This is a genomic window from Caballeronia grimmiae (genome assembly GCF_022879615.1).
GTDB lineage: Bacteria > Pseudomonadota > Gammaproteobacteria > Burkholderiales > Burkholderiaceae > Caballeronia > Caballeronia grimmiae.
In genome coordinates this window covers 744,352-757,208 of the sequence record NZ_CP084273.1, presented here as the reverse complement: position 1 = coordinate 757,208, position 12,857 = coordinate 744,352, and the positions used below count along the sequence as shown (strand labels likewise).

Genomic DNA, 12,857 nt, shown 5'->3' with positions numbered 1-12,857 from the left:
CAAGGTCGTATTTAATTTGCCGCGCGGGTATCGCCGAGCGCCCATAGGAAATATAGTCCAAAAACAGAATAAAAGTCTAGAATGGACAAAAACGTCTACCCATTCCACAGCGGCTGCATGACAAGACCATGGCCGCGCGAACCCGGAGGCTTCCGCATGAATTCTTTGTCCGAAACCACGCGCGATGAGACGCCTTTCATCGTTCACGAAGACGACGTGCGGCGAGCGCTGCCGTCGCTGGATATCCACGGTGCGCTCGAAGACATGTTCGACGCGCTCGGCCGCGGCGACGCCGTGCAGCCAACGCAGACGCTCACGCCTTTTCCGGGCGGCGCGGGGGATTTCATCACTTATCTCGGCGCGCTCGCGAAACACGGCGTCTTCGGCGCAAAGCTCTCGCCGTATATCGTGCATCCCGGCGCGCCGGTCGTCACTGCCTGGACCGCGCTGATGTCGATGCGCACCGGCGCGCCGCTGATGTGGTGCGATGCCGCGCTCCTCACCACCGAGCGCACGGCGGGCACGACGGCGCTCGCGGTCGCGCGGCTCGCGAGCGCATCGAGCGAGCGCCTCGCGATCATCGGCTCGGGGAGCGTCGCGCTCGCGCATTTGCGGCATGTCGCGCCGTTGCGCGCATGGTCGGACATCCGCATCCATTCGCCGCGCCTCGTGAACGACCACGAACGCGCCAACGAAGCGCGGGCGCTCGACGCACGCGTGCGCATCGCGGCATCGGTCGCCGAGTGCGTGCGCGATGCGGATGTCGTGTTGCTGTGCACGTCGTCGGGTACGCCGGTGCTTTCGCTCGATGCGCTCACGAAGCCCGCGCTCATCACCTCGATCAGCACGAACGTCGCTCGCGCGCACGAGATCGATCCGGCCGCAATGAATGCGCTCGATGTCTACTGCGACTATCGGCACACGACGCCGTCGAGCGCGGGCGAAATGGTGATCGCGCAGGAGCGTCACGGCTGGTCGCCCGAGGCGATTCGCGGCGATCTCGCGGAGCTCGTACGCGGCGCGTGCCCGGCGCCTTCTTTCGAGCGCAACGTGTTCTTCCGCTCCATTGGCCTCGGCCTCGAAGACATCGCGGTCGCGCACGCGCTCCACGTCCATCTCGCGAAGCCGCGCGCCGCGGATTAAGCAGTATCATCGGCTTTCACCGTTTCGGAACTCATGCCCCATTCCCAGTCAATGTCACGACGCAAGACGCCGAAGCCCGATGTCATCGCCCGAGAGGCGCTGCTTGCGCGCTATGCGCACATCGCGGACAGCATCACGACGCTGTTCTTTCCCTATGCCGAAGTCGTAATCCACGATCTGTCGGATCAGACCGTCGCATATCTGTCGAACAATCTGTCGAAGCGCGAGATCGGCGACGACTCCGCACTCGATGATGTCGAGGACACCGCGCGCGACCGGCTCGTCGGTCCCTACGAGAAGCTGAACTGGGATGGCCGCCGCATGCGCTGCGTGAGTACGGCGCTGTTCGACGATGCAGGCAACGCCGCCGGCGTGATGTGCATCAACTTCAACATCGCGGCTTTCGAGGATATGCGTTCGACGCTCGAACTGTTCCTGCGCGGCGCGGGCGTCGTCGCGCAGCCCGTCGAGCTTTTCAAAGACGACTGGCAGGAGCGCATCAACACGTTTCTGCACGGCTGGCTGCGCGAGCGGCAGATCGCGCTGAATTCGCTCACGCGCGAACATCGGCGTGAACTTGTCGAGGCGCTGCACGCGCAGGGCGCGTTCAAGGGCAAGAGTTCGGCGAACTATGTCGCCAAGGTGCTCGGCATGGGGCGCGCGACTGTCTACAAACATCTGCGGGAGATGAAGGACGGCGTTTGAGCGGTGGGGCTGCGCTGGCGTGGAGCGCGCGCGGGTTGCGGCTTGTGTTCGAGTTCTTTATGGATGATGAACTCGACGGCGGGCGGTTCTCTAAGCCGAAACGACAGACGGTTTTGTCAAACGCGGAACTCATCTTCGTCAACTCTGAGTACGTTTTACATAATATAAATTAGCGCATTTTCGTTTGTAGGTCCCAAGTTCAAATGTCGTGTTCTGGCTATTTACAGATGTCGGTGTTTGCGCCGGCGGCAAGCTGGCGGCTGACCGACCCGAACGCGCTCTTACCACTAGCGAAGTGTCGATCCTGGCTGCAAGAACGGATGATGAGGTAGCCAACGCCCTTGGTCCAAGCTAGCAACCCCCGGATCGCGCCGGGAAGAACTGCGGGCCTGTCTTAAATCGCTGAACGGAGAACACGGACATTGGGCAAGCGCTCAACTACTGGCGAGCGCGCCACGTCCACGGGCGATTTCTCAATCCGCCCGCGCGGCCGCGTTCTCGCTTACGTTTGTCACTCCATAATTTCCATCGACGAGAGACCGTTGGGCCGCGAAGCCCGACACCCGATCAGAACGAGGCGATGTATCTGCTTTGGCCCAGCGCGAGCTTCGCTTGTAGCTCTCACTGGCGCCCGACTTCTTTACGCACGCGGGACGGCCTTTGGTCATTGCAGTAGATCGCGCGCGAAACCGAGCATCCCGTCGGCCACGCGACCCGAATCGATACTGTATGTACCACCACGCAGGGCGGCTCTAACGGAAGCGACCTTATCGATATCGATATCGGTCGCGCTCGACGCGCGCAACGTGGAAGTCGACAAAAGCCTGACCGTCGAGCTATCCGCGGCAATCGCGTCGGCATGCTGCGGAGTCATGGCGTAGTCCCTTTCATTCGTTGCACGCTGGACGTTGATTGGTTCCGGCATGGCGGTGTTGTTGTTTGACTGGATCTTCATGGTTTCGCTCCTCGCTTGCATGAGTTCCTTAACGGTGCGAGGGTTGAAATCTTTACCATGCGACGGGGCGCGCGGCACCCCGACCACTGCGGCAAGTGCGCAAAACCCTTATCCCGCGAGGATCTCACGCATTTGCAACAAATTGAAACAAAGTGTGAGCATCGAGTTACGTGGCCGCGTTGAAGATAGCGCCGAACACAGAAGTGCCACGATCTGTCGGGACGGAGCTGACCGGAAGTGGAAGCACTTGGGCAAGCTTGTCGGCCAGTGCCGCCTCGGAGAACGGCTTCACAATGTAGCCGTTAGCACCGGCGCGAATTGCCGCTAGTACGTTTTCGCGCTTCTTTTCAGCCGTGACCATGAGTACCGGCAGGTGCGCCACATCCTCGGATTTGCGGATCTCGTGCAACAGGGAGAGCCCGTCCATATTGGGCATGTTCCAATCAGTAATCACCAGATCGAAATGCTGCGCTTTGAGCTTCTCGAGCGCAGCTACCCCATCCTCTGCTTCTTCGATGACCGGATAGCCGATCGCCCTGAGCATTTTCCGAATCAAACTGCGCATGGTGGCCATATCATCGACTACCAACAAGCGCCTATCAGCATGAATCATCGGTGAAACCCTTCCCTTTTTCCTTGTGTTTGAATACCGCGAACCCTTAAGCCCTGCCGCACACGATCACGCCATGTGCAAGCAAGCGGAGTGGACTTGCCCCCGCATAACCGGACACCCGGTCCCGCTTAGGTTGGAGAAACTGCTTGCCGACGAAACTCACGAGGCGAGCGGTATTTCAGGGCGCTGTGCGGGTGTGACTCGTTATAGTGGTCGTACGTCGTCATGCGGCTGGCGTTGCGGGCGATTGACCAGACGTTGCTGCCAGCGTGCCGTGGAATGCACCGACCGGCCAGCGCGTCCCACTGATGAGCGGTCCCTACTCTGTTCCCTGGGCGCCATCCGATCGGAGGAACCCGTCCAGCTCGACGCAAGCCTTAATGACGGACTCGATTGCCTTCTGTGAGATGCGGCTTTCTATGCCAGCCAGCCGACGCCGAAGCTCATGCAGCTGCTTGACCATGTCATCAACCTCGCAACGGATCAGGCGTTCGCCTTCAGCGTCATCGTTACAAGGCAGAGCTTCGGCAGTGGGCACCCCCAGTGTCAGCGGCTGCTTTCTCGGCGGCATGACGAACATGCTCCAGGCTTAAAACGTCGACCAATCGCCGTCGGATCCCGCATGGACGGGCTGCGCGGCTACAATCGCTGGCTTTGCCGTTCTCGTCATCGTCGGCGACTTCCTGGGGGTCGACGGACGCGCAATCTGCGGCGTGCACTTGTTCGTCGCTGCGACGGAGAGCGTTTGGGCAGTCCGGAACACGGCGACGGCTGCGGACAGTTGCTTCGCCTGATCTTCCATAGAGCCGGCTGCTGCGGCTGCTTCCTCAACGAGCGCCGCGTTCTGCTGCGTCACCTCGTCCATCTGCGAAATGGCTTGATTGACTTGCTCGATGCCGCGGCTCTGCTCGTTTGACGCCGAGGCAATCTCGCCCATGATGTCCGTGACACGCTGGATGGCTGTGCCGACGCGCTGCATGGTCTCCCCTGCCTGCGCGACGAGTTCCGTACCCGCTTGCACTCGGTCGCCGGAGGTTTCAATCAATCCTTTGATCTCTTTTGCAGCGGCTGATGATCGCTGTGCAAGACTGCGGACTTCACTGGCGACCACCGCGAACCCACGGCCTTGCTCGCCTGCGCGCGCCGCTTCGACCGCCGCGTTGAGCGCCAAGATGTTCGTCTGGAAGGCGATGCCTTCGATCATGCCGATGATCTCGGCAATCTTCCCGGAGCTTTGCTCGATGCCAGCCATCGTCTCGACAACCTGTCCGACGATCGCGGCTCCTTCGTTGGCTACGGCGTTGGCATTGTCGGCAAGGCCACGCGCCTGCTTCGCGTTCTCGGAATTCTGCTTCACCGTCGACGTGAGCTCTTCCATGCTCGAAGCCGTTTCTTGAAGCGACGCAGCTTGCTGTTCGGTGCGTGACGACAGGTCGGTGTTGCCGGCCGCGATTTGCTTGCTCGCGCTTCCGATTGCTTCGCTACTGATGCGCACGGTGCCGACTGTGTCCGCCAGCTTGCTCTTCATCGTGGCAATGCCGGCGAGCAACTGCCCCATCTCGTCGTGCGTCTTGATCGCAACGTGGCGCGTCAGATCGCCCGATGAAATATGTTCGAAGTGTGTGAGTGCTTCGGCCAGCGGCGTCATGATCGCGCGGCGGAGGAAGAACCAGCCAGAGACGGCGGCTGCAATGCCTAAAACAAGAGCGAGAATGCCCCACGTCCGCAGAGTCGCGACGCGGCTATCGTTCTCGACGTCCTGACGGGCAGCGTCCGTCAATTGAAACTCCTTGAGCTTCTTGAAGGCGTCGCTTGCACGATTGTAGGCGGCCGGCAGGTCCTTCATCGCCAGACGGGCGATATCGGCCTGCTCCCGCTTCTCGATGGCCAAGCCGAATGCTTCGACCTGCTTGCGCATATCTGCGCGCGCAGCGACCACCTCCTTCGCGAGGACGTCTTCGTCGGGGCTGCGCGGGATGACGTCGTATTTCTTGTACCAGTCGTCGGAATCGGCAAGGAACTTGTCGGCGCGCGCGCGCAGTGTACTGGCGTCAGGCGAATCGGGGGCGAGCGCGTAGCGGTCCAGCGAAAGGCGTGCTCGTCCGAGGTAGACGTCAGAAAGGCCCAGCGCATTGACCGACGGCAACGTGTTGAGGCTTATATCTTTCGCCGAGGCGTTTATCGCGTTCATTCCGAGCAGGCCCAAGCCTACGCACAGGCAAAGTAAAACGCCTAAGAACGTCATGGTGAGGGCAATGCGCGCCCGGATAGTTACAGTCATCATCGTTTTTTGCCTGGTACGAACGGAAGCGATGCCACACATCGCGCTGTCCCCGTCTCTTGTGACGAAGGGGGCAAGTGTTTATCGGCTGCACTGGCGACATCTGAATACTTTCAACCACGAAAACGGACGCAAGCTGATCGTAGCCTGGCACGGAAAGAGTGTTCTGGCTGTAAGGAGGCAATGTGCCCGAATCAATCGCGCTCTTTCTCGCCTCTGGAGTGACAGCGGCCGAGTCAGGGCAACTGATGGTCGATGATCTCGATGTCGCCGACGACCGACCGACTGTCTTCTCGATAAGCACCGGCCTCACATCGCGCGACGAAGCAATCAGTGCACAGCACGACACAATGGTTGTTCATCGCGACCGCAGCAGTAAAACCGATGCTGACGGGCACGATGTTGAAATGCCTGCGTGCTGCTCTTGGAAGGACCGGCTTCGATGCGACCGGCGAGAGCCCGCACGTGCTTAGGAACACTTACAGCCTCCGACATATCGTCTCAGGCAAGACCAAGGAGCAGGTGAGCAACCTAGTGGGCTTGTCTAACCATCGCACCGCTACCCGCCTGCGTCAAACTGTTAGGGAGGCGTGATATCCGACGCGCATGCCTAGCGAACCCTTGCGGCGGACCACAGCCGGCATGGTACGTTCATGCCGTACGTCAACGCGTCTTTCATGCGGCGGCTACAAAGGTTGAGACCGGACATTCGTTGGCGGGGATGCCAAGCCGCCGGCTCACCCCTTCCCCGGCGAGGATACCTATACGCATCCAGCCGCACACAAGCCCACCGTCTAGCCCGCAATGGACTAGCCGATTCCAGTGCAGCGGTGAGGAAGACCCGTTGGGCGATACCAAAAATGATATCAATGCGAGGTTTTTTTATATTGGACGCATGCTAACGCTGCACGTAAGCTTGCTTCCAACCCATCTGAGGGCCAAAAATCAAAACGAACGAGACCGGAGCGGGAGACACGAATTGCATCAAAGGGCGCAGGCTCAGCGGCGTCAAAGGGGCTATCCCAACAAACCCCGGCCGGCGTGAAGTGCCGCCCAATATGTGAACAGCAACCGGGCGCCGGCCGACAGGGCCTTTGCGGGCCGCGGCGAATGCGTCTTCTTAATGTCGCCCGGGTCTTCCGCGCACGATGAGTTCGTACCGAATACGGGTGCGCGTGAACTTGGGCTTGAGGAGGCCGGGTTCGCTTCATCATCGAGACCACGGATAGACGGGCCCGTCACCGGCAAGTCAGAATTAAAACCGCGGTGCTTTAACAATACGATCGCCTGGACCGCGGCCAGAGCGGCACTCATCCAAATACCGAAGGAGACATACCGATGAAACGTCTGTTCTTGAAAACCCTAATTGCGGTCATGGCGTTGCCAATGATCGGTCTTGCCCATGCCGACAGCAAGGGGCTGGTTGCCGTGTCCATGCCGACCAAGTCGTCCGCGCGCTGGATTGCCGATGGCAATAACATGGTCAAGTACCTGCAGGCGAACGGTTACACCACCGATCTCCAGTATGGCGACGATGACATCCCCAATCAGCTCGCGCAAATCGAGAACATGGTCACCAAGAAGCCGAAGGTGCTGGTGATCGCTGCAATCGATGGGACCACCCTGACCGATGTGCTCAAAAAAGCGCACGATGCCGGCATCAAGGTCATTGCATACGATCGCCTGATCAAGGGCACCCCCGATGTCGCCTACTACGCGACGTTCGATAACTACAAGGTCGGCGTGCTGCAGGCGCAGTCCATTGTTGACAAGCTAGGTCTAAAACAGGGAAAAGGCCCGTTCAATATCGAACTGTTCGGTGGTTCGCCCGACGACAACAACGCCTTCTTCTTCTATAACGGCGCGATGAGCGTGCTGGATCCGTACATCAAGAGCGGCAAGCTGGTGGTGCGCAGCAAGCAGTTTGGAATGAACAAGGTCGGTACGCTGCGCTGGGATGGCGCCGTCGCACAGGCCCGTATGGATAATCTGCTGTCGGCTTACTACGGCAATGCCAAGCTCGACGCCGTGCTGAGCCCGTACGACGGCTTGAGCATTGGCATTCTTTCGTCGGTGAAGGGTGTGGGCTATTGCACGGCTCAGCAGCCGTGCCCGATCGTCAGCGGGCAGGACGCCGAGATTCCTTCGGTCAAGTCCATTCTGCACAACGAGCAGTACTCGACCGTGTTCAAGGACACGCGCCAGCTCGCCAAGGTGACGGTTGCGATGATCGACGCAATGGCACAAGGCAAGCAGCCAGAGGTGAACGACACCAAGACCTACAACAACGGCGTGAAGGTAGTCCCGTCGTATCTGCTCAACCCGGTACTGGTGGACGGCTCCAACTGGAAGCCGATCCTGGTTGACAGCGGCTACTACACGGAAGCGCAGGTCAAGTAAGGCAACATCGAGATCCCAGTCTGTCGCCGGAGACGTCACGCGTGCTCCGGCGAGCGGACCCTGCACAACATCAAAAATCAGGAGACGGCGTGGCGGACGAGATCATCCTGTCCATGCGAAGCATCACGAAGACGTTTCCGGGTGTCAAAGCACTCAATAACGTCAATCTGACGGTCAAGGCTGGAGAAATCCATGCGGTCGTCGGTGAGAATGGCGCAGGCAAGTCCACTCTCATGAAGGTGCTGAGCGGCGTGTATCCGCACGGGTCCTACGAAGGGGAAATCCACTTCGAAGGGATGGAGCAACGCTTCGCGGACATCCGCGAAAGCGAAGAGCGCGGCATCATCATCATTCATCAGGAACTGGCACTCGTGCCGATGCTCTCGATCACCGAGAACATCTTTCTTGGCAACGAACTGGCGCAACGCGGCGTGATCGACTGGCATGCGGCGCACAAGCGCACGCGAGAATTGCTGCGGCGCGTCGGTCTGAATGAGTCGCCCGATGCGACGGTCGGAAAGCTCGGCGTCGGCAAGCAGCAGTTGGTGGAAATTGCCAAGGCGCTATCAAAGCGCGTGAAGCTGCTGATCCTCGACGAACCCACTGCGAGCCTGAACGAGACCGATAGCGCGGCGCTGCTAAAACTGCTGCTGGAACTCCAGGCACAGGGTATTTCCTGCATCCTCATTTCACACAAGCTCAACGAGATAACACAGGTCGCGGATCAGATCACCGTCATCCGCGACGGAAGCACGATCGAGACGCTCGATTGCGCCGCAAACGAGGTCAGCGAGGATCGCATTATTCGCGGCATGGTCGGCCGTGACATGGCACACCGTTATCCGCAGCGCGAGCCGCAGATCGGCGACGTGATCTTCGAAGTACGCGACTGGCACGTGTTCCACGAACAGTATTCCGAGCGCGAGGTCATCAAGGGCATTGATCTCAACGTACGCAAGGGCGAAGTGGTCGGCATCGCGGGGCTGATGGGATCGGGTCGCACCGAACTTGCCATGAGTATCTTCGGGCGCTCGTATGGCAGACGGATTAGCGGGCAGGTGCTGATCGACGGCCAGACAGTGGATGTATCGACCATAGGCAAGGCCATCAAGCATGGCATTGCCTATGTGACAGAGGACCGCAAGGGGTACGGCCTGATCCTCGAGCAGGAAATCCGCAAGAACGTGTCGCTTGCGAACCTCGCCGAAGTGTCCAGTCACGGTGTAATCGACGAACACGCCGAGGCAAGGGTTGCGCAGCGGTATCGCGAATCGTTGCGCATCCGCAGTTCCGGCATTCAGCAACCGGTGGTCAATCTTTCGGGCGGCAATCAGCAGAAGGTCGTGCTGAGCAAGTGGCTGTTTACGAAGCCGCGTCTCCTGATTCTCGATGAACCCACGCGAGGCATCGATGTCGGGGCCAAATACGAGATTTACACAATCATCGACGAGCTGGCGCGCAAGGGCGAAGGCATTCTGATGATTTCTTCCGAAATGCCGGAGCTGCTTGGCATGTGCGATCGCATCTATGTGATGAACGAGGGTCGGCTCGTGGTCGAGCTCGATCGAAACGAAGCGAGCCAGGAGCGCATCATGCGCGCAATCGTGAACGCCGGTCATGCGTGATCTATATACATCGAATCAAGGCCATTTCATGAAACTCGGCTTTCTCAAGAACAATCTGCGCGACTACGGCCTGCTGCTGTCGCTGGTCGTCATCATGGGGTTCTTCCAGTACCAGACCGACGGCGTGCTGATGCAGCCGTTGAACATCACCAATCTGGTTTTGCAGAACAGCTACATCGTTGTGATGGCGCTCGGCATGCTGCTCGTGATCGTGGCCGGCTACATCGATCTGTCTGTCGGATCGGTCAGCGGCTTTATCGGCGGGCTGGCTGCGGTTCTGATCGTGCAGTACTCATGGCCCGTGGTACCGACGATCATCGCAACGCTTCTGGTGGGGGCGTTAATTGGTGCTGCGCAGGGCTGGTTCGTTGCTTACGCGCGCATTCCGTCGTTTATCGTGACGCTGGCAGGAATGCTGATCTTCAAGGGACTCGCACTGGCGCTGTTGCAAGGCCAATCGGTCGGCCCATTCCCACTGTCATTTCAGCGCATCAGTACCGGCTTTCTGCCCGATCCGTTCGGCGGCACGGACTTCCGGGTGCTGTCCCTGATCGTGGGCATCATCCTGGCGCTGGGGCTGGTCGCGGCGGAGGTGCGCAAACGCCGCAAGGCACAGGCACACGACATGGACGTCGAACCGGTCGCGTTCTTCGCCATGAAGAACATATTGTTCGCGGGAGCCGTCACGTACTTGTGCTGGCTGCTCTCCACGTACAAGGGCTTGCCCGACGTGTTGATCCTGATGGCCGTACTGATCCTGATTTACCAGTTCGTGACCAATCGCACGACGATCGGCCGCCGCATCTATGCGCTGGGCGGCAACGAGAAGGCGACGCGTCTGTCGGGCGTGAATACCGCGCGCCTGTCTTTCCTGACCTTCGTGAACATGGGAGTATTGGCGGCGGTGGCAGGTCTGATTTTCGCGGCACGCCTGAACACGGCAACGCCGAAGGCTGGCCTCGGCTTCGAGCTCGATGTGATCGCAGCCTGTTTCATCGGCGGAGCATCGGCCTCCGGGGGCGTGGGCAAGGTGGTGGGCGCGGTGATCGGCGCTTTCATCATGGGCGTGATGAACAACGGCATGTCGATCATGGGCATTGGCATCGATTACCAGCAAGTGATCAAGGGGATGGTCTTGCTGGCGGCGGTGTTTCTGGATGTCTACAACCGTAACCGCGCCTGACTGGGTACGACGACACGTCCTTTGCCACTCCGGGAGCAAATATCCGAACCTGCACGGTCTCCATGCCGGGAAGCGCCGGACGGCAGGTTCGTCAGTGGCGTGCCGCGCACGAGGAAGCGATCTCGCGGATCGCTTTCTCACCCATCGCGACTGTCCGGCAGCTTGCCGTGAGTCCGCGGACGGCGCCGCACGCTGGGTAGCGGTCATGCCGCCCGCCTCCGCTTACAAGCGACGTGTGGACCGCTTAGCGGTCTATGCGCCTTTGTACATATGCCAAGCCGCTGACTTATCGCCTGCTACTGACTTTGCGTGGCGAGTGTCAGCGTCACGACTCAACCTCAGTAACGCGACCTACCGCGCGACCTGCCACCTCAATATCGGATGCGTCGCATTCGGCAGCATGCCCCATGTGCCACCGGCGTTGAAATCCCACGTGGGGCCGAAGCTCGCCCTCTTGCTCATCTGGACGGTCGTCGAGCCGTTGGCGACAGACACAGGCGTGCCCGAGCCGACGCCAGCGACGGTCGAACACGCGCAAGATTTTCGCCACCGTGCAAGTTTCTCTAGCCTCGTGCGATTTTGCGCATCGGAAGTCGCTTGGCCGGCTGACTGCCGCTTTCACGAGTCGCTCCGAACGCCTGTTTTTGATTCCTGCCTGCAACGTTTTGCAAACTGGGCGCGCTGGCCAATGGAAGCTCCCGAGTTCGAGAGAAGTGATCGATCAGACGGACAGCGCAAACGTTAAACATTTGGCGCATGCCACGGAATAAGTTAACCCGGCCATAGAAGCCGTCCATTTAGGGTTTCATGAATGAATCAAACCCGACGATTTGCAATTTTATTCGTCGGCTCGTATGAACTTTGGCACGACTCTCGCTTATGTATGACCAAGCACACAACAAATAACCAGCACTGTCTGCAAGCGGACAGCGCCAGCGTGCGGGGGCCGGATCGACACTTCAGCGCATTCAGCGCAATCGCGGATGAAGTGCGAGCCGGAGAAGCAAAAGTAAAAACGCATAGACCAACGAGAGAGTATGTTGACCCTTCAGTCGGACCTTCACGGAAATCACCTATTAGGCGCGCTTCCTACGCATGAATGGCAGGCCATCGCGTGCGATCTGGAGCTCGTTCAATTACGAGCGGGACAGCTGCTTTGTGATTCCGGCAAACGCATTCATCACGTCTACTTCCCCACTACGGCTGTCATCACTCTGCTTCACACCATGGAAGATGGTGGTTGCGTCGAGGTGGCCGCAGTAGGCCGCGAGGGAATGACGGGCGTGCCGATACTGACGGGCGGCGATACGATGCCGACGCGCGTTCAGGTCCAGGGCGCGGGGTCCGCGTATCGCATGAGCGCAAGCGCCCTGCGCAATCACTTCGGCCGTTCGGACCTTCTTCGGCGCATCACGCTGCTGTATATGCAGGCGCTGTTGACGCAGATCGCCCAGACCGCTGCCTGCAATCGTCACCATACGCTGAGCAAGCAACTCTGCCGTTGGCTGCTGATTCAGTCAGACCGCACCGGGTCGAACGAAATGCGAGTGACGCAGCAAATCATCGCTGACATGCTGGGCGTGCGTCGCGAAGGCGTCACCGAGGCAGCCGGGAAGTTGCACGACGCAGGGCTCATCCATAACAGCCGCGGCTGCATCAAGGTGCTCGACCGCGGCGCACTGGAGGCGAGTTCGTGCGAATGCTACGGCATCGTCAAGCGTGAATTTGACCGGATGCTGCCGCGAGCGCGTCAGGCCGAGGAGTTCGCGTGACCGGAGCGACTGCCTGACGCCCAGTGGGGAATCGGCAGAAGCGATCCTCCGCGACTGGGCGTCATCATCGAGAGAACGAGAAGCACGACTTGCGGGGCGCCGGCGACCGGATGCCCCCGCAACCACGCTGGCGAGCGTTCCGGCCAGAACTACGCGGCGTCGAGCCGGCGCCACCAGTTG

The 12,857-nt window shown here is 59.8% G+C and carries 10 protein-coding genes; 6 read left to right on the top strand and 4 right to left on the bottom strand.

Annotated features, from left to right (window positions below; genetic code table 11):
- Window positions 1-156 precede the first annotated feature (156 nt).
- Window positions 157-1,143: an ornithine cyclodeaminase family protein gene (locus LDZ21_RS22705; RefSeq protein ID WP_244796221.1), complete on the top strand. Its 987-nt coding sequence runs from the start codon at window positions 157-159 to the stop codon at window positions 1,141-1,143.
- A gap of 51 nt (window positions 1,144-1,194) precedes the next feature.
- Window positions 1,195-1,848, top strand: coding sequence for a helix-turn-helix transcriptional regulator (locus LDZ21_RS22700; protein ID WP_244796220.1), 654 nt, complete (start codon window positions 1,195-1,197; stop codon window positions 1,846-1,848).
- Between the two features lie 664 nt (window positions 1,849-2,512).
- On the opposite strand, the gene flgM is transcribed toward LDZ21_RS22700, so the two are convergent.
- From flgM to LDZ21_RS22675, 4 genes are all read right to left on the bottom strand, one after another.
- Entirely contained in the window at window positions 2,513-2,803 is a 291-nt protein-coding gene (gene flgM / locus LDZ21_RS22695) for a flagellar biosynthesis anti-sigma factor FlgM (RefSeq protein WP_244796219.1), read from the bottom strand.
- A 166-nt stretch (window positions 2,804-2,969) separates the two neighbouring features.
- The gene (locus LDZ21_RS22690) at window positions 2,970-3,416 is read right to left on the bottom strand and encodes a response regulator (RefSeq protein ID WP_244796218.1); all 447 of its coding nucleotides are present in this window, start codon (window positions 3,414-3,416) and stop codon (window positions 2,970-2,972) included.
- A gap of 589 nt (window positions 3,417-4,005) precedes the next feature.
- Window positions 4,006-5,700 (bottom strand): methyl-accepting chemotaxis protein, encoded by a 1,695-nt coding sequence (locus tag LDZ21_RS31210; RefSeq protein ID WP_280519433.1) that lies wholly within the window; start codon window positions 5,698-5,700, stop codon window positions 4,006-4,008.
- 233 nt (window positions 5,701-5,933) lie between these two features.
- Entirely contained in the window at window positions 5,934-6,095 is a 162-nt protein-coding gene (locus tag LDZ21_RS22675; protein ID WP_244796217.1) for a hypothetical protein, read from the bottom strand.
- Window positions 6,096-7,035: 940 nt separating this feature from the next.
- On the opposite strand from LDZ21_RS22675, the gene chvE reads away from it, so the two are divergent.
- The 4 genes from chvE to LDZ21_RS22655 all read left to right on the top strand — a co-directional run bounded on the left by chvE (window position 7,036) and on the right by LDZ21_RS22655 (window position 12,677).
- A complete protein-coding gene (chvE, locus tag LDZ21_RS22670; RefSeq protein ID WP_280519432.1) occupies window positions 7,036-8,097 on the top strand; it encodes a multiple monosaccharide ABC transporter substrate-binding protein in 1,062 nt (353 codons plus the stop codon).
- Between the two features lie 113 nt (window positions 8,098-8,210).
- Window positions 8,211-9,722, top strand: a complete 1,512-nt coding sequence (gene mmsA / locus LDZ21_RS22665; RefSeq protein WP_244796736.1) for a multiple monosaccharide ABC transporter ATP-binding protein — start codon at window positions 8,211-8,213, stop codon at window positions 9,720-9,722.
- 28 nt (window positions 9,723-9,750) lie between these two features.
- On the top strand, window positions 9,751-10,905 hold the full coding sequence (mmsB, locus tag LDZ21_RS22660; RefSeq protein ID WP_280519431.1) for a multiple monosaccharide ABC transporter permease: 1,155 nt from the start codon (window positions 9,751-9,753) through the stop codon (window positions 10,903-10,905).
- A gap of 1,037 nt (window positions 10,906-11,942) precedes the next feature.
- A complete protein-coding gene (locus tag LDZ21_RS22655) occupies window positions 11,943-12,677 on the top strand; it encodes a Crp/Fnr family transcriptional regulator (protein ID WP_035960356.1) in 735 nt (244 codons plus the stop codon).
- Window positions 12,678-12,857 lie beyond the last annotated feature (180 nt).